The organism is Paenibacillus hebaui (assembly GCF_051934385.1).
GTDB lineage: Bacteria > Bacillota > Bacilli > Paenibacillales > Paenibacillaceae > Paenibacillus.
Genome location: NZ_CP196836.1, coordinates 154,629 through 176,753 on the forward strand (window position 1 = coordinate 154,629; position 22,125 = coordinate 176,753).

General features: G+C 46.4%; 19 protein-coding genes. 18 read left to right on the forward strand and 1 reads right to left on the reverse strand.

The window, feature by feature from the left end:
- The first annotated feature begins 169 nt into the window (after nt 1–169).
- The 18 genes from ACR32F_RS00775 (at nt 170) to ACR32F_RS00860 (ending at nt 20,709) form a co-directional block, all read left to right on the forward strand.
- Entirely contained in the window at nt 170–1,381 is a 1,212-nt protein-coding gene (locus tag ACR32F_RS00775; protein WP_440115254.1) for an ATP phosphoribosyltransferase regulatory subunit, read from the forward strand.
- Between the two features lies 1 nt (nt 1,382).
- On the forward strand, nt 1,383–2,042 hold the full coding sequence (gene hisG, locus ACR32F_RS00780; protein WP_440115256.1) for an ATP phosphoribosyltransferase: 660 nt from the start codon (nt 1,383–1,385) through the stop codon (nt 2,040–2,042).
- Between the two features lie 209 nt (nt 2,043–2,251).
- Nucleotides 2,252–3,556 (forward strand): histidinol dehydrogenase, encoded by a 1,305-nt coding sequence (hisD, locus tag ACR32F_RS00785; protein ID WP_440115258.1) that lies wholly within the window; start codon nt 2,252–2,254, stop codon nt 3,554–3,556.
- Complete coding sequence (gene hisB / locus ACR32F_RS00790) at nt 3,549–4,178, forward strand: imidazoleglycerol-phosphate dehydratase HisB (RefSeq protein ID WP_062837768.1); 630 nt, start codon at nt 3,549–3,551, stop codon at nt 4,176–4,178. The genes hisD and hisB overlap by 8 nt, the downstream gene beginning before the upstream one ends.
- Before the next feature lie 3 nt (nt 4,179–4,181).
- Entirely contained in the window at nt 4,182–4,808 is a 627-nt protein-coding gene (hisH, locus tag ACR32F_RS00795; RefSeq protein WP_440115260.1) for an imidazole glycerol phosphate synthase subunit HisH, read from the forward strand.
- Between the two features lie 284 nt (nt 4,809–5,092).
- Complete coding sequence (gene hisA / locus ACR32F_RS00800; RefSeq protein WP_440115262.1) at nt 5,093–5,827, forward strand: 1-(5-phosphoribosyl)-5-[(5-phosphoribosylamino)methylideneamino]imidazole-4-carboxamide isomerase; 735 nt, start codon at nt 5,093–5,095, stop codon at nt 5,825–5,827.
- A gap of 30 nt (nt 5,828–5,857) precedes the next feature.
- The gene (gene hisF / locus ACR32F_RS00805; RefSeq protein WP_440115264.1) at nt 5,858–6,619 is read left to right on the forward strand and encodes an imidazole glycerol phosphate synthase subunit HisF; all 762 of its coding nucleotides are present in this window, start codon (nt 5,858–5,860) and stop codon (nt 6,617–6,619) included.
- Nucleotides 6,612–7,346 (forward strand): bifunctional phosphoribosyl-AMP cyclohydrolase/phosphoribosyl-ATP diphosphatase HisIE, encoded by a 735-nt coding sequence (gene hisIE / locus ACR32F_RS00810; protein ID WP_440115266.1) that lies wholly within the window; start codon nt 6,612–6,614, stop codon nt 7,344–7,346. The genes hisF and hisIE overlap by 8 nt, the downstream gene beginning before the upstream one ends.
- 11 nt (nt 7,347–7,357) lie before the next feature.
- Nucleotides 7,358–8,182 (forward strand): histidinol-phosphatase HisJ, encoded by an 825-nt coding sequence (gene hisJ / locus ACR32F_RS00815; RefSeq protein ID WP_440115268.1) that lies wholly within the window; start codon nt 7,358–7,360, stop codon nt 8,180–8,182.
- 268 nt (nt 8,183–8,450) lie between these two features.
- On the forward strand, nt 8,451–9,398 hold the full coding sequence (locus ACR32F_RS00820; RefSeq protein ID WP_440115270.1) for a ribose-phosphate diphosphokinase: 948 nt from the start codon (nt 8,451–8,453) through the stop codon (nt 9,396–9,398).
- Nucleotides 9,399–9,653: 255 nt separating this feature from the next.
- Nucleotides 9,654–11,918, forward strand: coding sequence for a helix-turn-helix domain-containing protein (locus ACR32F_RS00825; protein WP_440115272.1), 2,265 nt, complete (start codon nt 9,654–9,656; stop codon nt 11,916–11,918).
- Nucleotides 11,919–12,356: 438 nt separating this feature from the next.
- Nucleotides 12,357–13,952: an extracellular solute-binding protein gene (locus ACR32F_RS00830; protein WP_440115274.1), complete on the forward strand. Its 1,596-nt coding sequence runs from the start codon at nt 12,357–12,359 to the stop codon at nt 13,950–13,952.
- A 135-nt stretch (nt 13,953–14,087) separates the two neighbouring features.
- Nucleotides 14,088–14,981: an ABC transporter permease gene (locus ACR32F_RS00835; protein WP_440119629.1), complete on the forward strand. Its 894-nt coding sequence runs from the start codon at nt 14,088–14,090 to the stop codon at nt 14,979–14,981.
- 70 nt (nt 14,982–15,051) lie between these two features.
- Nucleotides 15,052–15,924, forward strand: a complete 873-nt coding sequence (locus ACR32F_RS00840; protein ID WP_440115276.1) for a carbohydrate ABC transporter permease — start codon at nt 15,052–15,054, stop codon at nt 15,922–15,924.
- A 49-nt stretch (nt 15,925–15,973) separates the two neighbouring features.
- Entirely contained in the window at nt 15,974–16,927 is a 954-nt protein-coding gene (locus tag ACR32F_RS00845; protein WP_440115278.1) for a sugar phosphate isomerase/epimerase family protein, read from the forward strand.
- Nucleotides 16,928–17,119: 192 nt separating this feature from the next.
- Complete coding sequence (locus ACR32F_RS00850) at nt 17,120–18,862, forward strand: hypothetical protein (protein ID WP_440115280.1); 1,743 nt, start codon at nt 17,120–17,122, stop codon at nt 18,860–18,862.
- A gap of 626 nt (nt 18,863–19,488) precedes the next feature.
- Nucleotides 19,489–20,010, forward strand: coding sequence for a hypothetical protein (locus tag ACR32F_RS00855; protein WP_440115282.1), 522 nt, complete (start codon nt 19,489–19,491; stop codon nt 20,008–20,010).
- A gap of 12 nt (nt 20,011–20,022) precedes the next feature.
- Nucleotides 20,023–20,709 (forward strand): SurA N-terminal domain-containing protein, encoded by a 687-nt coding sequence (locus ACR32F_RS00860; RefSeq protein WP_440115284.1) that lies wholly within the window; start codon nt 20,023–20,025, stop codon nt 20,707–20,709.
- Between the two features lie 758 nt (nt 20,710–21,467).
- Here the strand turns inward: ACR32F_RS00860 and ACR32F_RS00865 are convergent.
- Entirely contained in the window at nt 21,468–21,926 is a 459-nt protein-coding gene (locus ACR32F_RS00865; protein WP_440115286.1) for a hypothetical protein, read from the reverse strand.
- Nucleotides 21,927–22,125 lie beyond the last annotated feature (199 nt).

The following is a 22,125-nucleotide window of genomic DNA, read 5'->3' on the forward strand; positions in this document are numbered from 1 at the left end:
CGCAAATAAAGCATAAAAAAGAACGAAGTGAACAGAATGGCAGGCTACCTTGTGACAACAACAATATGAACTGGGGTTTAAAGATAGAGTGGGAATTTACACTACATAAATCCTGTTGAAATAGAATATGTACTATTTTTAAACTACTGACTCGGGGTGAATAATACCAATGTCCAAACCAAAAGGCTTTGAAAAACCAACAGGTTTTCGTGACTACACGCCACATGTGGTGACTAAACTGCGAACCATCGAGCGCAATGTACTGGATTGCATGGAACGCTGGGGCTACCGTCAAATCATAACACCAACAATCGAATACTATGATACTGTGGGTGTAGCCAGTTCCACATCGGATCGCAAATTGTTTAAGTTGTTGAATAACCGAGGTACAACGCTGGTGCTGAGATCAGATCTGACGGCTCCAATTGCACGAGTGGTTTCTTCTTTGTTAAAGGATGAAGAGCTTCCACTGCGTCTGTCCTATCATGCCAATGTGTTTCGTTCCATTGAAGAGGAAGCTGGACGTGAGGCTGAATTTTTCCAAACGGGTGTAGAGCTTGTTGGAGATGATTCGCCAGAGGCGGATGCAGAAGTCGTTGCGCTCGCGATAGCCTCTTTGCAGGCAGCGGGGGTGTCTTCTTTTAAAATAGCGATGGGTCATATGGGATTCCTGAACGGATTACTGGAGGAAGTTATCCCAGGTCAAACGGAGCAACAGGAACAGCTAAAAGAGGGGTTGCTCGGACGTGATTATGTCGGCTATCGCCAATCTATTGAAGCATTGGATCTGGAGCCGAACCTGAAGGAGCAGCTTGAAGCAATCTTGCGTCTGCGCGGTGGCAAAGAAGTATGCACACACGCGACAGAACTTAGCTCAAGTGATGAAGCAGCACAATCGATCGCACATCTGTGTGCGGTATTCGAGGTGTTGGAAGCGTACGGGGTATCCGAACACGTGCTGATTGATCTGACGATGATTGGTGACTTTTCTTATTATACGGGCATGACGTTTGAGGGATATGCAGCAGAACTGGGATCACCAGTGTGCAGTGGCGGGCGATATGATAACCTATTACAGCAGTTTGGGCGTTCGTTGCCAGCCACAGGCTTTGCGCTTAAAACCAACCGGATTATTGATGGGGTACACGGAATTACTATTGAAGAGAAGAAACCTGTATTGATCCAATATAGTCCGGAACGCCGGGCCGAGGCTCTAACGGAAGCTTCGAGACTACGCAGCATCGGACAAAACGTAGTAACGTCTCTGCTATCCGAGGGTGGAGCAGATACTAGCACGGCAAAAGTTGGCGCTATAACTGGTGGGAAGACGATTCAGGCTGAACAGGTTATCACGTACGCATCTGAAGAAGGAGGACGCTGAGATGTCGGATATTTTGAAGGTTGCCATGCCGAAGGGCCGAATCTATAAAAAAGCCTCCAAATTGTTCCGCGAAGCGGGCTTGGATATTCCCGTGGACGTGGACGATACACGCAGACTGGTGATTGAAGTGCCAGAAGCCGGAATGGAATTCATCATGGCGAAGCCTGTGGATGTGCCAACCTATGTGGAGTATGGTGTAGCGGATATCGGAATCGTAGGCAAAGACGTACTGCTTGAGGAAAATCGGGACGTGTATGAGCTGTTGAATCTGGGAATTGCCCAGTGCCGTATGTCTGTTATTGGTCTTCCAGACTGGGAGCCAGGCATCCAGCAGCGTGTTGCTACAAAGTATCCAAGAATTGCCTCACAGTATTTTCGGGAGCAGGGACAGCAGGTGGAGGTTATCAAGCTGAACGGTTCCATCGAACTTGCGCCATTGATTGGTCTGGCGGACCGAATCGTCGATCTGGTGGAGACTGGACAGACCCTGCGAGAGAACGGACTGGTTGAGATGACAGGAATTCTGGATATCACGAGCCGCCTTATCGCAAACCGGGTAAGTTATCGGATGAAAAACGCTCGAATTCAGGCATTATGTGATGCTCTACAGCACGTTATTCCAGCATCGAATGAAATGTCGACAGGAATTCTTCGAGGATAAATCATTGATAAGCAATCAAGGAATGTAGGAATAAGGGACCAAAGAAACGAAAGCAGAGAAAGAATTAAAACGAACAGAAGAAGCGAAAGAATCAAAATAAGCGAACGAATCAAAAAAATAAGATAATCGTCAGAGAAAAAATAAGGGACATAAGAAACGAATCAGTCATATGAATGACAGGCATTACAGGGGATAAGGAGGCTGGACGCATGAAAATTGTACCTGCACGGGAGTTTGATCTGAAGCGGGAAGTGGAGTACGGCACACCGGAGCAAAATGAAACGGTACGGCGTATTGTTAGTGACATTCGCCGTGAAGGAGATGCGGCCCTGCTGCGTTACACGGAGCAGCTGGACCGCACGAAGCTGACGGCCGCGGAATTACGCGTGCCGCAGGAAGAGCTGCAGGCGGCTTATGCAGCCGTGGAGCCATCCTTTGTGACGGCGATTCGGCAAGCCGCCGCCAACATTCGTGCGTTTCATGAGAAGCAGAAACGCAATTCGTGGATGGATTGGCAGCCGGACGGCAGTCTGCTGGGCCAGGTAATAAGGCCGCTGAAGCGGGTCGGCGTCTATGTACCTGGCGGCAAAGCAGCGTATCCATCGTCTGTGCTGATGAATGTGATCCCGGCACAGGTGGCAGGCGTGCCGGAGATTGTTCTGGTGACGCCGCCGTCCACGAATGGCGGCGAAGGCGTTAACCCGTATATTCTCGTTGCTGCTGCGGAAGCAGGCGTTAGCGAGATGTACCGGGTTGGCGGCGCACAGGCAATCGCCGCCCTTGCTTACGGCACAGAAAGCATTGCCCCGGTCGACAAGATCTGTGGACCGGGTAATATTTACGTGGCGCTCGCGAAGCGCGAAGTTTTCGGCGCGGTCGATATCGACAGTATCGCCGGGCCGAGTGAGATTGTGGTGCTCGCCGATGATACGGCGAATCCGGTGTATGTCGCCGCCGACCTGTTGTCGCAGGCGGAACATGACGAGATGGCATCGGCCATTCTCGTCACGAATTCGACCACGCTGGCGGAAGCCGTGCAGGGCGAAGTGCAGCGGCAGCTCGATGTGCTGCCGCGGCGGGATATCGCTGCTGCTTCCGTGGAGCAGTATGGTGCCATTATTGTAGTCGATTCCATCGATGAGGGAATTGATGTGGTGAACCGGCTCGCACCAGAGCATCTGGAGATCATGGTGCAGGAGCCGATGGCTTACGCTGGCCGGATCGAGAATGCCGGAGCGATTTTCCTAGGTCCGTACAGTTCGGAGCCGGTAGGGGATTATTTTGCGGGACCGAATCACATTATTCCAACCAATGGAACCGCCCGGTTCAGTTCACCGGTGGACGTGGATGATTTTATCAAGAAATCGAGTTTGATCTATTATAGTAAGGAAGCGCTGCTACAGAACGGAGCAGCTATTATAGAACTGGCCCGCCATGAGGGTCTTGAGGGACATGCCCGTGCAATCGCTGTACGGTTAGAACAGGAAGGAAAGGTGGAATCAGATAATGGATAAACAAAACAATGGTGTGGAACTTGAAAACAAAGGTGCTGTGCGTCAGGCAGAGGTTGATCGCAAAACAAACGAGACCAATATCCAACTGGCTTTTGCCGTGGATGGAACGGGACAATCAACGATTGAAACGGACGTACCTTTCCTGAACCATATGCTGGATCTATTCACGAAGCATGGACAATTCGACCTGAACGTGCAGGCTCGCGGAGATATCGACATCGATGATCACCACACGGTTGAGGATATCGGAATCTGTCTGGGACAGACCTTGCGCGAAGCATTGGGTGACAAACGTGGCATCAAGCGTTACGCCAGTGTTTTTGTACCAATGGATGAAGCACTCGCTCAGGTCATTATCGATGTGAGCAACCGTCCTCACTTTGAATATCGGGCAGAATATCCGTCACAGCAGGTAGGCAGTTTCTCCACGGAGCTGGTGCATGAATTCCTGTGGAAATTGGCGCTGGAAGCGCGGATTACCTTGCATGTCATTGTTCACTACGGCCAGAACACACACCATATGATTGAAGCAATCTTTAAGGCATTGGGACGTGCGCTGGATGAAGCCACAATGATTGATCCGCGCGTAACGGGTGTGCCTTCCACGAAGGGAGTGCTGTAGACGATGGCGATTGCAATTGTCGATTACGGTATGGGGAACCTGCACAGCGTCGGCAAAGCGGTCGAACGTCTTGGCTACGAAGTGCTGGTCACCGGTGATCGGGATGTTATTCTCGGAGCGGATGGTGTGATTTTGCCGGGCGTAGGTGCCTTTGGTGATGCAATGGTTCATCTGCGGGAGAGTGGACTGGATACGGTGGTGAAAGAAGCCGCTTCAGGACCCAAACCACTGCTCGGCATCTGTCTGGGCATGCAGCTGTTGTTCAGCTCCAGTGAGGAGCATGGAGAGTACGAAGGTCTGGATATTTTGCCAGGTAAAGTGGTACGATTCGCACCAGGAGAACTGAAGGTTCCCCATATGGGCTGGAATCAATTGGAGTTCCTACACGCCGAAAACCCATTATTCAGAGGGCTGGAGGCATCTCACGTCTATTTTGTCCATTCCTATCATGCGCTTACTGAAAACAGGGATGATCTGCTGGCAGTGACGGATTACGGACATCCGGTTACAGCCATTGTAGGCAGAGGATCAAACTTCGGCATGCAGTTCCACCCGGAAAAGAGCGGAGAGCTTGGCATGAAGTTGCTTGGTAACTATTTGGCTTTGACAGGGGCGCCTGTGCAGAGATAAAAGTACCATGGTGTAAGAGCACACTAGGGCTAGTGCAAGAAAACAAAGGTATAGTCCAAACCAAAGGTATCAGCTATTTTTCACTTCATATGATCAGAGACGGAGTGCTGCACTGTTATGCATGTTAATCTATTGAGTGCTGGGCAGGAAGCTCCGCTCGTCTCTTCTAACCTATAGAATGTCTGAAATTAAACGCGCGGTTACGAAACTGTACGTACAATATGAACCATATCGTCAGTATGTAATTAAGCGTACAAATCTTATCAATAATCAGGAGGCCTTGTATGTCATCTTTTATCCTATATCCGGCGATTGATATCCGGGACGGCAAATGTGTAAGACTGGTGCAGGGAGATTATAATCAGGAGACAGTGTATAACGATGACCCGGTTCAAGTGGCTTTATCCTGGGAGAAGCAAGGCGGTACATACGTTCATCTGGTGGATCTGGATGGAGCCAAAGCGGGTCATCCCGTTAATGATGAGCTGATCGGACGGATCGCCTCGGCTGTGAACGTACCCGTTCAGGTGGGTGGCGGACTTCGTACAGTAGCAGATGTAGAACGTTTGCTGGGTCTGGGTGTTAGCCGGCTTATCATCGGGACAGCAGCGATTGAGGATCGTGCATTTACGGAAGAAGTACTAGGACGTTACGGGGACAAAGTCGCTATCGGCATTGATGCACGCAACGGTTATGTAGCAACACGTGGCTGGTTGGAGACATCGGAGGTACAGGCTGAGGTGCTGGCGAAGGAACTGACGGCATATGGGGCTGAAACGTTTATTTTTACGGACATTTCTCGTGATGGCATGATGCAGGGTCCTAACGTGGAAGCGATTGTGTCTCTTGCCAAGGCGAGTGGCCGAACCGTTATTGCTTCCGGGGGTGTGAGTGTGATGGATGATCTGCTTCGTCTGAGTCGTCATGCGGATGATGGTGTGGGTGGAGCGATCGTGGGCAAAGCGTTATATACCGGCAGCATCGATCTGTCTGAAGCGGTCCGTGCAGTAAATAAGTAAAGGATATTCGGGTAGAGAGGAAGAGGTAGCATGCTGGCAAAAAGAATCATTCCCTGTCTGGACGTGAAGGACGGCCGGGTCGTCAAAGGCGTCAACTTCGTCAATCTCCGCGATGCGGGTGATCCGGTAGAGCTGGCGGCGTTATATGACCGCGAGGGTGCGGACGAATTGGTATTTCTCGATATCTCGGCTTCAGTGGAAGGCCGCGAAACGATGGAAGAAGTGGTACGGCAGACGGCAGGCGAGATCGCTATTCCCTTTACTGTAGGCGGTGGCATCTCCAAGGTGGAGGACATGAAGCGCATTCTTCGCGCTGGAGCGGACAAAATTGCAGTGAATACAGCAGCTGTACTTAATCCACAGTTAATTGCTGATGGCGCACGTCGTTTTGGCTCGCAGTGTATCGTCGTAGCGATCGACGCCAAGTATAACGAGGCTTGGGGCGAGTGGGAGGTCTATACGCATGGTGGGCGGAGACCATCCGGGATCAAGGCGCTGGAATGGGTTAAACAGGCTGAGAGCTTAGGCGCGGGAGAGATTCTGCTTACGAGTATGGACGCGGACGGAACGAAAGATGGTTTTGATCTGAAGCTGACGGCTGCAGTCTCGGAATCGGTGCGTATTCCTGTCATTGCTTCGGGTGGTGCGGGGAAGGAATCCCATTTCTATGATGTATTTACAACAGGCAAAGCAGACGCAGGACTGGCAGCAACGATTTTCCATTACAAAGAGATCGCCGTACCGGCGCTAAAACAACATTTGAGAGAACAAGGGGTGGAGATCCGTGACTAAAGTGAGCGATGAAATCAAGGAACAGCTATCCTTGGAGCAGGTTGTGGAGCACATTCGTTGGAGTGACGGATTGGTGCCTGCAATTGTGCAGGATGCAGATACTCGGGAAGTATTAATGATGGCTTATATGAATCGCGAATCCCTGAAGTTGTCGCTGGAATCCGGTGAGACCTGGTTCTGGTCACGTTCGCGTCAGGAGTTGTGGCACAAAGGTGCAACATCAGGCAATGTGCAGAGTATTATTTCCCTGAAATATGATTGTGACGGCGATACCTTGCTGGTTGAGGTAAAACCAAATGGTCCTGCTTGCCATACGGGCGAGGTGACTTGTTTCCATAATGAGATCATTGGCTTGCCCGTGAAATCGGCAGACAAGACTTCGGATGGAGCGGGTGCAGATGCCGATGCGACAATTTGCAGTTCCGAAAGCCGCTTCGAGGTATTGGCTGAACTGGAGTCTGTTATTGCAGAGCGTGAACGTGAGCGCCCAGAGGGTGCGTATACCACGTATCTGTTCGATAAAGGCGTAGATAAAATACTGAAAAAAATCGGTGAAGAAGCGTCCGAGACGATCATTGCTGCCAAAAACAAAGATAATGACGAGCTTCGTCTTGAGGTCAGTGACCTGATGTATCATCTGCTCGTTCTATTGCAAGAGCGCAAGCTGCCGCTGGACGACATTATGTCAGAGCTGAGCCGCCGTCATGAACGGCCTCGCCGCGATTAGGAGGCGAGTCTGTGCGTATAGATTATCACACACACCATGAGCGGTGTGGACATGCCGTTGGCAAACTGGAAGAATACGTGCAGCGTGGTGTGGAGATCGGACTATCCCAGATTGGATTGTCTGATCACATGCCATTGTTGCATGTAGATCCGGCTCAATATTATCCGGAAATGGCGATGCCTATGGATGAACTGCCGCGTTATGTGGAGGAATGTTTCTCGCTAAAAGAACGTTACCACGGTCAGATTGATGTACGTGTTGGTCTGGAAGGTGACTATATTGAAGGTTGGGAAACGGAAATCCGAGCAATTATTGAACGTTATCCATGGGACTATATTATTGGCTCCGTTCATTTCCTCGGGGAATGGGATATTACGGACTTCCGCCAGACCCATCACTGGGAGGGCAAAGACGTACTGGAAGTATATCGTCAGTATTACGATGCCGTAAGCAAGGCGGCCGCCACGGGCATGTACGATATTATGGGCCATACGGATGTCATTAAACGGTTTGGCTTCGTTCCTTCAGCGGAGCAGACAGACGAACGTATTACATTAGAGAACGCAGCTCTGCAGGCTATTGCAAAAAGTGGTTGCGCCATGGAGCTGAATGCTTCCGGGTTATCGAAGCCTTGTGCTGAGATGTTTCCCAGTCGCAGGATGTTGACGGAAGCTATACGATTGGGTATTCCATTAACTATGGGCTCTGATGCCCATGATCCACTGAAGCTGGGGGATTACTTGCCTGAAGCTGAGGCCCTCTTGCGTGAGCTGGGCTGTACGGAGCTAGCTGTTTTTGAAGGCCGTCATCGCTCGTTCATTTCTTTAAATGTATAAGGCAGTGGAGTATAATGGGGGTAGGAAATAACCTTTTAGAGGTAGTTCAAAAAGTCCGCTTTTGATTACGAAGGATGCCTAATGGCATCATCAGCATCGAAGCTGGAATTCAGCCGAAATGTCCGTTGCTCACGTAGTTTTTCCTACGCTCCGCTACTCCATTTCTAGCTTTATCCCATCTTCTCGGTACTGAAAACCGCTCTTTTTGAACACTCACTTTTAGACTGATAAGGGATTATATAGGGACTTCAACCCTCGGGAGGACATTATGCAGCATTCGTTACGTATTTTTTCCGGTTCATCGAACCCTAAGCTGGCAGAACAGGTATGTGACAAGCTGGGAGTACAACTGGGCAAGATCAAGCTGTCCCGGTTCAAGAGCGGAGAAATATACGTCCACTATGAAGAAACGATCCGTAATTGTGATGTGTTTCTGGTACAGTCGTTGTCTCATCCAATCAATGAGATGTTTGTCGAACTGCTTGTGATGATTGATGCTGCGAAGAGGGCTTCAGCGCGTACGGTGAACATCATTGTTCCCTACTACGGATATGCTCGTCAGGAGCGTAAATCGGCTCCGCGTGAGCCAATCTCGGCCAAGATGGTTGCGGATGTGTTAACTACCGCTGGTGCAAATCGAGTGGTGACTATTGATCTGCACGCGGCAGCGATCCAGGGATTTTTCAACATTCCAGTTGATCATATGACATCACTGGACTTGATTAGTGATTATTTGATGAGCAAAGGGATTGAGAAGCCTGTTGTTGTCTCCCCAGATGCAGGTCGGGCGTCCATGGCAGAAAAATTGGCGAATCGGTTGGATTCACCGTTTGCCATTATGATCAAGAAACGGCCAAGCCATAATGAATCGATCATTACCCATGTCATTGGAGATGTTGAAGGTCGTACACCGATTATTATTGAGGATCTGATCGATACCGGAACGACCATTCTGAATGTCGTGGAAGGATTGAAGGAGCGTGGCTCCAAAAATGTATACGTATGTGCAACACACGGTCTGTTCTCAGATGGAGCACTAGGAAAACTGAATCATCCCTCCATTGCTGAGGTGGTTGTCACAGACTCTATAGCACTTCCGGATGACCATCCCGAGTGTTTCAAAGTGTTACCTGTTGCTCCGATGCTGGCACAAGCTATTCGCATTATAGTGGATGGTGGCTCCATGGCAACGTTGTTTAAAGATTCTGGCATTTAATATTCTATGATAAACGGTGTTATTCCAGATTAACTGTTCCGTGTCTGAGTTGCTTGCCTGCTCAGCACGGTTTTTTGTATTGACCCTGTGAATTCAATTCTTACTTTGCTGGTCGGAGGCTTGTGCTATAATAACATAAAATCAGTTGTGATAGCGTTATCATTTGGGTGATCCAATCCCAGAGTTGTGACGGATGATGAACAGTAGAACCGCGGCTAATGAACATTGGCATCGTGGAGTGAGGAGTGGGGTCTATTGTCGCGTACTTGGTATTACCGGTTATTGTTTTCGTATTTTCCTATTTTCTTTCTAACCATGACTATACTCATCTTTATTGCGTTTGTTTTCATTAATGACGTCTCCAGAGAGGAAACGAGGAAAGCAGACCGTATCTCTTCCAGTTATCTGGCGACCACGTTGGATCGTACAATTCGGGATATTGAACTATCCGTAACGGAAGCGGTACAGAGCGAGCAGTCCTATAAGCTTTATTTTAATAATACAAATCAAATCAGTTCAGAAACCGTGTACAATATTGCACAGAGTTTGCGTGAGCTAACTGGTTCTTCCTCATGGATTCAATCCATCTATCTATATGACAAGAAAAATAAAAGTGTTTTAACCGTGAGTGGCTCCAGGGAAGTGGAAAGTTTTTCGGATAAGGCGTGGATTGATCAGATGTTGGGCGGATCTCTTGGTCCGGGCTGGCAGCCTGTCAGGGAAATGGAGGTAGACTTTATTCAACGCACCCCTGTTCGGGTGTTGACGGTGAATAAAGATATGCCTCTGCCTTTTGGCACAGAGGGTGCCCTAGTCATTAATATTAAGATGAGCAGCATCGAGCAGAGTGTGGACAGCATGGTGAATGGACAACTTTCCTTCATGACGATCATGGACCGAGACGGTAAAGTTGTATATAACGCACATTCCGATCATGAAGGCTCGGCAGATGGACAAGAGCTGAATAGTCTTTCCTTGGAAAGACTGGGCTGGACGCTATCCAGCGGGATCAAGGCGGGTAACCTGTTTGGTTGGGTATCGGTTGTGTCTTACGTGTGGATCGTTATTGCCATTGTGACTGTTATCTGTGCTATCATCTATATCGTTTATATTACTCGTCGTAACTATAAGCCTATTCAGATCATCATGAACCGGATCGAAGCTCATCAGATTCGTGCGTTGGAACAGTCAGGCACCCGTACCGATGAGATGAAAATGATTGACGGTGTGCTTGAGAATCTGATTAATCATATGATGGATTACGATAAGAAGAGCAGGGAAAATGCACTTTTACAACGTAGTAAGCTTTTTAATGCTTTGTTGCTTGGGGAACACATGGATCAAGCCGCGGAGCAATTGAAGGAGCTGTCACCGCTCAATGATGTGCATGATTCGTCACGCTTTGCCGTTGTGGTTGGTGAGATCAACAAGTATGAAAAGGGATTTCAGGAGCGGTACACGAGAGGCGAGCAAAACACACTGAAATTTGCCTTAATGAATGTCCTGCAAGAGCTGTCACGTAATACAGGAGTGCAATGCTGGGCAGAATGGGTCAGTGCAGATCGAATTGCAATCCTCTTCTTGTCGAAAGAAAACAGCGAAAACAGTAGCTTGGATATGTCAGGACAGATTCGCGTTGTGGCAGAGGAATGCCAGTCCTGGGTTGAACAGAATCTGCGTATTTCCCTTAGCTTCGGAATTGGGCCTATTGCTGAAGGCATAGGTTCGATTCGGGATTCCTATGCGGCAGCTGAGGCGGTGATGCAACGTAAACTGTTGATGAACGGGGACATAGGTCAGGGGGATTGCGGAGAACATCAGCATCCCTTGCTGGATACCTACACCTATTTGCAGATGATTGCTGACTTTGTTAAACGTTTCCGGATGTCGAGCACTCAGTGGCGTGATCAGCTGGAGGGGATTTTTACAGCGTTCGAACAGAACAAGCTGCCGGATGATGAGATTCGCTCCCTGATTCAGGCGATGTTACAGATGCTCAGCCGAGAAGTGGCCATGATGTCGGAAGGATTACAGGAAGAGCTGTCAGAAGAGCATATCAACAAGTGGTTACAATTGGTGGAAGAGGCGGAGACGCTCGAAGATGTCAAAGTTCTCTTGTTCGATAATCTGACGGATCTGTTCAGAACCTATGTGGCGGTAACGGAAACCAAGAGTTACAAAGCGATGGTTAACGAAATGAAAAATTATATTGAAGAACAGTTTGCGAATCCGGATCTTTCACTGAAACATCTGAGTGATCGATTCCAGATTACGGGCAAACATGCGAGTTATTTGTTCAAGACAGAATTTAACATGAAGTTTGTTGACTTTGTTACAGAGCTTCGCATGAAGGAGGCTGAACAGCTTTTGCTGAAAACGGATCATTCATTGCAGGACATTGCCCTGAAGGTAGGGTATGCGAACGGAATTACATTGGGACGAGTGTTTAAGCGGGTGACAGGTATTACACCAGGAGATTTTAGACGTTTGAAACGTGAACACCGAGGGTCCGAGTCATAACAAAAACACTTCGTTTGTTTGTACATCAGGATGAGGTACAGGGCGAACTCCAAGCAGTCACTCTCCATTTAGGAAAGTAGACATGCATGGGTTCGCCCTGTTTCCGTTGGTTTATCTGTAAGCTGAAAGGGGTACAACTATTTTCCGCAGGGGCACAGATGTATTCCCTTTTTGCTGTCCTCTGCGAATATGGGCAGTGCATGAAAATGGTTTATACAGCAACGGAAGGTGAATTAGGATGGAATTGCACGAAATGAGGCTCCAGCACAGGTTAGTCAAGGGGTTAGGAAAATAGTCAGTGTGCGAAAATAGGCATACGTATAAACCATAATCCTTGTGAAAGCGCTTCCGAAACTGGTTTATTGCAGAAGAGCGGAAAAATGTGAAATACTCTGGGCAAGCTTTAAACATTCACGCAAAGCAAAAGGGGATGACAAAATGACAAGAAAAGCAACCAAAGGGAGTCTGAAGAAATGGATGGGTTTGGCGCTTACGATGGTAATGGGCGTTTCTTTACTTGCGGGGTGCTCATCTGCATCAGATCAAGAATCAGCAGAAGGTGGTAATGGTGAGCGTGTTACCTTGAAGGTGGAGATTTTTGACCGTGGTAATAGCCCTTCACCGTACACGATTACAAACAACTATCTGTCTAAAATGATTCAGGAGAAGTTCGGCGATCCCAACAATATTGATGTGCAATTCGTACCTGTTCAGCGTTCCGAGGAAGTTACGAAGCTGAATGTCCTGATGGCTAGCAATACAGATGTCCCTGATATTGTCTTTGTTTATGACTCAAGCGTGTTTTATCGTTATGCCCAGCAGGGAGGTCTGACGGATGTCGGAGAATTGATTGATCAGCACGGACCAAACCTGAAGAAGTTCCTGGGTGAAGATACATTGAAGTTCGGGCAAGTGGAGGGACAACAGTTTGCCATTCCTGGTAAACGTGCCATCACAGGTCGATACAGCTCCTACATTCGTCAGGATTGGCTCGATAAGCTGGGACTGCCCGTGCCGAAGACCACAGATGAATTATATACAACATTGAAAGCATTTAAAGAAAAAGATCCTGGCCAGCTTGGCAGCAAAAACATCCCAATGGGTATGGCACTGGCTCCAGCTCAGTATGAAACACTGATTTACTCATTCATCAAACCTGTCAGTGGCGATCTGACTTATGGTCAACGGTATGAATTGCCACTCCATGAGGGCTTCAAGGATTCAATGAAGTTCCTGAACAAGCTCTACAATGAAGGATTGATCAGTAAAGACTTCAGTCTTGATGAAGATAAAGCGCAGTTAGGTAAGGATGTCCAAAATGGCAACATTGGCTACTGGTCTGAAGATGTCGATGCCATGTTCTACGGAGAAGGCACGATGGACAATTTGAGCAAAAATGTAAAAGACAGCAAAGTGCTGCCGGTTGATGTATACACCAATCCGAATGCAGACAACAAACACATCAAGTCTCGCTACGGTACAAACGGCATGTACATCATGATTCCGAAGAGCAGCAAACGCTCTGTGGAAGCCATTAAATATCTGGACTGGATGGCCTCTGAAAACAACCTGATCGACATCTACAGTGGTGTGGAAGGTGAGAACTATGATCTGGTAGACGGCATTCCGGTTGTGAAGGAAGATGCAACCCAGGAAGCGAAGGATCGTCTGTTCAGCGCAGGGGATACTGCCATTATCTCTAACGGTAAAAACATTGGTGATCAGGCAACGAACGAAAAAGCATGGATTTTGGGCTTCCCGAAAAATAATCAGGAGCTTCTGAAACAGTCCATTGATATTGCCAACACCGACACGGTGGGACCCATCGTCTTTGATAGACCGATTGAAGCAGAGATGAAATACAGCACAGCACTTAAAGACAAACTCGATGTCATTATCGTAAAAACAGCCATGGCAAAACCGGAAGAATTCGAAGCGGTGTATGAAAAGGAAATAGCTGATTTCATGTCACTGGGCGGCACAGAGCTGAAGAAAGAGCTTGAACAAGCCGTTCAGGAACTTGCTGCAAAATAAATAGCTCACCCTTCATGATATCAAGTTCGAAACAGATATGCATGCTACACTGCTTAACTTAGAAAGGAACGTGTGCCGCCAGCTTGGTTGGCGGCACAGCCGTTTCTTTGTTGATAGGAGGAAACCTACTTGACCATGACATACTTGAAAAGGTATTGGCAATTGTACCTGCTGATTTCCCTGCCCCTTATTTATTTTCTGATCTTTCGCTATGGACCGATGTACGGTGTGCAGATCGCCTTTAAAGACTTTAACCTGTTTCAGGGCATCAGCGGCAGTGAGTGGATCGGTTTCGATGCTTTTCGCGAGGTATTTGGGATGCAAGAATTCTACACCACATTACGCAATACCTTTATGCTAAATTTTCTTGACCTGATCGTTTCGTTCCCTGCACCAATCATCTTGGCCATTATGCTCTATGAAGTTCGATTTAAATGGTTCAAAAAAATATCGCAGACGATTCTTTACATTCCTCACTTTATCTCCTGGGTCATCATCGGGGGAATTGTATACCAATTGTTCGGTAATCAATCCGGTATGGTTAACGGTGTGCTGGAGAGCATGGGCTTAAATTCTATACCATTTTTGACAGAGAAAAATCCTTGGCTTGTTACGTACCTGTTCACAGGTGTCTGGCAAAGTGCAGGATGGGGAACCATTCTATATCTGGCCGCATTAACCGGAGTGAACAAGGAATTGTTTGAAGCGGCTGAGATTGATGGAGCATCGCGGCTGAAGAGAATCTGGCATATTACGTTGCCGAGTATCAAACCAACCATTGTGACTTTGCTTATTCTTAATCTTGGACATATGGTCAGCATCGGCTTTGATCGGCCTTATATTATTGGTAACACGGCCGTACGTGAATATTCCGATGTACTCAGTACCTTTGTATACAGAGTCGGTCTTGAATCAGGACAATACACGTTAGCAACCGTTGTCGGACTGTTCCAGGCAGTAGTGGGTCTGATCTTTGTACTCGGCTCCAACTATATTTCGAAGAAAGCAACCGGTGAAGGCATTTTGTAGATTGTCAAAGAACGAAAGATACGCCAATCGGCTTGTTTATATAGACCATCAGTAAAGGAGTTGTGCGCAAATGAGTGAACGCACCTCAAACCGGATTTTTGATATCGTTAATATCTCCTTTATTAGCCTGTTTGTTATATTTTGTCTGGCTCCGTTTCTGCACACCATTGCGATCTCGCTCAGCTCGAACCGGGCAATTACATCGGGTGAAGTGACGATTTTCCCGAAAGAATTCAACTGGGATGCGTATGGGCAGGTATTTTCTGATCAATCCATGATCTATTCACTGGGCTTTACGACTGTTCTTACGATCGCAACGACACTACTTTGCATGTTGTTTACCATCGCTGCTGCTTACCCGTTAACGAAGAAAAAGTTGAAGGGCCGCAAGCTCTTCATGTATGTGATCATCATTACGATGTTTTTCAGCGGCGGAATCATTCCTGAATATTTGCTGATTCGTGACTTAAATATGCTGAATTCCGTCTGGGCACTGATTCTGCCAGGTTTGGTCAGTCCTTTTAATCTGATTATCTTGATTTCCTTCTTCAGAGGCATTCCGGAAAGTCTGGAAGAATCCGCTGAGATTGATGGAAGTTCACATGTACACACGCTCTTTAAAATCATTTTGCCGTTATCCATGCCGGTACTCGCTACACTGGCCCTGTTCTATGCGGTGGGACGGTGGAATGGCTTCCAGGATTCCCTGATGTACATCAATGATCCGAAGCTGTACCCGCTTCAGCTGAAGCTCTTCCAAATGGTACAGAACAACATGGTAAGTGAGCTTACGTTGATGGAGGGTGCTAACCGTACACGACTAACTCCAGAGAGTCTCAAGGCAGCGACCGTTATTTTTGCAACTGTACCGATTCTCCTTGTTTATCCATGGTTGCAAAAGTACTTTGTCAGCGGTGCGATGCTTGGCGCGGTAAAAGGTTGAGTCAGGGCTGTCGGAAGAGGTTCAGCCAGAGGGAGGAGAAGGAAAACAGATGCAGCAACAAGATAAGGGCATATATTCGTTTTCGACATGCTGGAATATCAGAAATCATACCGTGGGTGAGGATATGATTCGGGAGATTACCGAACTTGGCTTTCGCCGGGTTGAACTCAACTATAACGTAACGAAGGAAATGCTCACGACCATTGAGCCCCTGATTGAGCGCGGTGACATCGGCATCTCCAGTGTTCATAACACTTTTCCACATGACCCTGATCCGGATTATGGTACGGATTCCGTACTGCTCGGATTCGAGGATGAAGTTAAACGCCAGCGAGCCATAGAACTACTTGTTGAATCGGCAGAATATGCTCATCGTTATGGGGCTGAAGCAGTAGTCGTACATCCAGGAGAGATCCCTTTCCCTCTGGATATCAGTAAGGAGCTTGGCAAGCTGTATAACGAAGAAGGGACCGATTCCCCGAAATATCGCAGCAAGTGGGAAGAACTGATGGAACGGCGGCAGGCATTCAGTTCAGGCTATGTACAAAAGATTATCGTTAGCCTGGATGAGGTCTGCAATCGAGCGGCTGCCAAAGGTCTGGATGTACGCTTTGGCATAGAGACGCGGTCCAGACCACAACAGATTCCTACGCTGGCAGAAGCCAAGACAATTATCACGGCCCTCAAAGGGGCTCCGGTTGGTATCTGGTACGATACCGGTCATGCGATCATGATGGACCGACTGGGCCTCTATGACAGTGTGGGAGAAATGCAGGGGCTGATGGATGATATCGTAGGTGTCCATATCCATGAGACATTGGGTCTCTCTGATCACTGGTGCCCTTATGTACACAGTAAGGATATGAGCTTCTATGATGCCTATCTACCCATGATCCGCCGGGCACAGGTGAAGGTGTATGAACTGAAATCGGCCTGCGAACCTGATGCAATTCATGAAAGCCACGATTTGCTGATGAAGAAGATGGAGCCGCTCGAAAGCTAAATGTGATGAGAGATAAGATCAGCTGGCTTGGGCTGCAAAGCGCGTAGCCGGTTGATCTTATGATTTTGAATGGAACTGTGACGAGAAATCAAAGCCCGTGTTCGTGGCATGGTGCTTTCAATTTGGCTGTAGTCAGAAAGGTGTATACTTCGCACATAGGGCAAATGCATGGGTATGGAGGGGGAACTGCATATGTACAGACAACTGGTAGAAAGCAATGACAGGGCGGTAGAACGGGGCGTAAACCGACAAATGCTTGATCCGGAGAGCCGCTACTTTGGTGGAACCATTGATCCGTTCACGGGCGTGGCTTGGGTCAACCACACCACTGGAACACCAACGGATATGTGTTATTGGGGCGCAGCCCTTTCCAATCCCGACTCGATGTACTATCGGGATGAGGCGTTGTTGGACAGACTGCGGTTGGCGAGCGAGTATGTACTTCGCCAGCAGCATGAGGACGGATCGATCTCACCCGGCTGGACCAACTACCATTCCCCACCGGATACCGCTTTTGTCATTGTAGGATATTCTCAGCTATACCAGCTCCTTGATCAGCAGGATTGGGCTCCTCTGAAGCCCGTACTGGACAATATGCGGTTGTTCCTGGAACGAACCATTCCAACGATGTTAACGGGAGGTTGTCATACGCCAAATCATCGCTGGGTGTTATGTGCTGCACTTGGTTTCCTGCATGATATTTTTGGTGTAGAGGAAGCTGTGCAGCGCGCAGAGCAATGGCTGGCTGAAGGGATGGATATTACACCGGACGGCGAGTGGACTGAGCGCAGCAATGGAATCTATAATGCTGTAAGTGATATCATGCTGATACATGCGGCAAGGTTGCTGGACCGCCCGGAACTACTGGAGCCGGTGCGTCTGAACCTACGCATGATGGTGTATCTCGTACACCCTACAGGGGAAATTGTGACGGATTATTCAGGTCGGCAGGATCTGGGCAGTATCCATGACTTGTCGTCGTATTACCTGCCTTATGCCATCTTGGCCAAGATGGATGCAGATCCGGTTTTTGCGGGCATGGCAGCCTGGGCAGATAGTACACTGACGGACCCGGGCGTATGCTCGGTCAACGCTCTCGTTAGATTGTTGCTGGAGCCTGAACTTCAACAGACCAGCGGTACGAAGGATGAACTCCCCGAGAAGTATGAGATTATGCTGAATGAGAATTTTGTGCGCGAGAGTTATCTGGGGCAGATGGAGAGAGCTGGCCATCATGGGCGTATCTCTCACAGTCGGATGCATACCGATTTTGGTGCTCCTGTGGCTCGTATTCGAGATGGCGGGACAAGTGTGACTGTGATGACAGAGATTCCTTCCTTCTTCGCCCTTCGACATGGTAAGGTACGTTTGCTCGCGGTTCAACTGGCTTCGTATTTCAACCCGGGATATGTACCGATGCAACAGATGACCCAATTCCCGTCAGGATATCTTCTATCGGGTGAGCAGAAGAAGGGCTACTACGGTCCGATTCCTGCGAATCTGCTACCGGAATCAGCTGCATCAGCGATAAGTCCTTGGTACTTGCTACCCCATCAGAGCCGTCAACTGACTCATGAGCAGACGTTCCAAGTAGGGGCAGAAGTGCTGCAAACGGAAACTGGCTGGACGATGCATCTCACAGGAAAGGAACCGGGGGACATGATGATGCAGCTGTCCTTGGTATTCGGAAGCGAAGGGGAGCTGACCTGTGAGGACGCGATTGAAACGAGTGAGGGGCACTACTTGTGGAAAGGCGGAACGTTGCGCTATACCTGTGGAGAAGACTGGATAGAGATGTCTGGGGGCGAACTGGGGCATCTGGCGGCAACGGTGCGGGAGGCGAAACTGCCTGACAAGTGCAAAGTTGTGCTGGTCAACTTCATGACTCCGTTTGATAAGACCATTCATATCGCACTTTCGCCATCTTCAAGTTGAATATTATGTAGTAGCTTATTTAAGGGTCATTTGGATGATATCCCATTTTAGCAATAGAATATTTAGTGTTCATTGAGAGCAATAATACTGAGATTCTTCAAGGGATACGGATGATGCAAGATTTGACCGTAGAAAACGATTCTGCGCTTAAAGATGCTATCTCGAAAATTCAAACAAAGCTTTTCAGTCTCAGTTTAATTCATTACTAAACTATATACCGAGCCCTGAGCTCGGTATATTTTTTTTGAGAATAATTACGGAAAATACCATGAATGAAAGATTTTATTTCGATGGATGGGCCCTAGCCTGGCCGCAGGATACAACGATGAATAGAGAGATCATAATAGCGATCAATGCATTTTATATAATAAATGCATTGATTAACTATTCACTTAGACTTAATAAAAAGGAATGATGAAATTTATTGCCATTCATAAAAATAATTTTTCCTTCCTGTGGCAGATATTAATACGAGACCTTTATACTATTTTTCATGATAACACCCATTATTTTGTATTTTTTTAAACTTTTGTGCGTTGTAAGCGTTTATATAGTATAACACTCCCAAATTTAGGCTGTTGGAGGGGCTATATTCTTGGGGGAATATAATAATTGGAGGTATTTCTTTGGAGAAAATAAAAAGGTTGTTGGTAGTTATCCCCTTGTGTCTTGCTTTATTAATGGTCCCTTTTTATTCAACCGCAAGTGCGGCAGTTGATACTAATTCCACATCAAAAAATATTATTCAGTGGGGATTAAACGGAGGGCTTTCATTTACTGTACTTGTCACAGTATCTTCATCATTAACATATTCATCTAAAGTTCAGTCAGGTTCGACATTGTATACTTATACAGAATCAAATGCAAGTGCATCTTCTTCAAGTAGCTATGGTCTAGCTGGATGTTCAACAACGCTGGGAATAAGAAAGTCCACTAATTTTGGGTCTCAGACGATTAGTCTACCTGTTCAAGGAAGCTATATTGTTTCACCCGGAACAGCTATTATAGGCTACAAATCTAATGGATGGTCTTATACTACTGATTCCCCATTTTCTGTGAACGTCGAAAATTACGGTGTTGCAACACCGAATATTGGTAAATGCACCGGTGGTGGAAGTGTTTCCGATTCGTTCAGAATATCACATTAGGAGGTACTACTTTTGAAAAAAAAATATATATCAATTATGATGGGCGTATTTGCTGCCTTACTATTGACAGGTTCAGTTATATATTCTCAGTCGACTATTCCAAAAGAACAAACTAAAGACGGATTTGATGAGATTCAATTAAGTCTTGAGAAAGAAAAATTAAATCGTAATTTAACAGCTGAATCTCCGTTGGTTGTGGGGGAAGGAATCGAAATTACAAGGGATAAATTTATCTTTTACAAGAAGAGTTCTGAGTTAATCAGTAGTCTTCAAAATAATAATAATCTAGTGAAGCAGGCTTCCCAAAGTGATGAAGATATTATCAATGAACTTATTAAATCAGAACTGACTGTACAAAATGCTAAAAACCTAGGACTTGAAGCAACAGCTCAAGAGATTGATGATGTTATTACAGCGGAAAAAGCTGCGTTAAACGATCCAGATCTAGATCCAGATAATTATTTAGTAAAAGAACTCATGTCGAATCGAATTAGAATAACAGGTTTAACAGAAGAAGAGTTTTGGAATAGTGAAGAAACAAGATATGGTTATGAAAAAGCTATTTTACTTGGTAAACTCTTTGATCAATTAGTAAAAGAAGGAACAATTAACGATATTACCGATTTTAATGAATATCAAACAGGGCTTTTAAACGCTTCCCAAGACAAACTAGAAATAAATTATGCTGCTATTAAGTAGTCTACTATGAAATAAAATCCATCGCGTACTAATTGGTCACTGGTCTTTAGTGGACATTGAAAAAACTGGATTGCGAACTGGCGTCGGTACTCTATCGGCGTCAGTTTGTTTAATTTACGTTGAGGCCTATGCCTGGTTATAAAATGAATGTATTTCTCGACTCAGATTTGTGCCTCGACTAGATTTAGATATCATATGGGAAAGAGTTTGTATAGAATGCTAGTGGGATAAGTTTTGGCAGCTATTCCTAACACTTATTTAGCATTTCATTCTTCCGTATATGTTGTTGAACATATCAGTTTTGATGGATATATTCTTTTTCTTCTGCCTCGTTGATCCAAGAGCCTGAATTTACTCTGCCCATGGTATTTCCGCTTCCATTTTTTATTCGTTAGATTGTGATTTCACAAGTGTTCACTAATCTTTCAGTAGGTCCACTTCCACACAATGTGAAGCGAGTATCTTCATTATTTATCTATTCTTAGTAGCTATATTGCCGCCCTTTAATCGCTATAAAAAATGCCCCCTAGAATCTCATCGAATAAACCAGAGGGTTTATTCTAATGCCATTCAAAGGGGGTATATTTAATTTCTATATAATTCTGTATGGGAATCTTAAATCTGCACTGAAATTATTAGCGCATTTCGATCATGCCCCGCAACCGGTCGTTTTGCACTTTTCAGGCCGTTTCATAAATATAAAGGATTCACTGCCTTGTTAAAGTGCGAAACTTTGCACAGTCCATTATATGTGTGCACTAATGTAACTTCAGTTGCTCTATTGCAGTTTCAATTGCTGTATTTAACAGAGGATTATCTTTTGTTTTACTCCAGTAAACGATGAGAACATTTTTTTTCTCATATAGAAAGGGGAACGTTGTAGAACTGGTACTTTCCATGTGTTTATTGAATTCTTTAGCCCCTTTTATACGATCCTTTTCAGAATTGAAGATATAAAAATGTATAAATTCAGGGTTGTATTGTTCTTCTGCCTCTGGCACCTCAACTGAGTATGCCTCAGGTATAACATTATTTAATTTTAAAGGATACCCAGTTATACCAAAAGACACTAAATCCAGTTTTTGTGATTCAAGTGCTGTTAATACATCATCTAAAGTGAACTTATTTTCTTTAATTTCTACCTCTTTTGAACATCCGGTTAAGGCAACCAAGCATATTAAGATGATTACGAGCGGTTTTACTTTTGTAATAATCATATAACATCTCCTTAAGATAATATACCTTTTAATCGACTTAAACGACGTAATTTTATACGTTAGCCTAATGTCGCACAAAGTGGGTAAGGATCAGAGTTGAATGGATTGAAATATGAAGTGCGAAATGAGCTAAAGAATAAAAATGGCAAATGGCAGATTCGCGGAGGGGGAGGTTATGACAAAACAATCACAAGGAGAA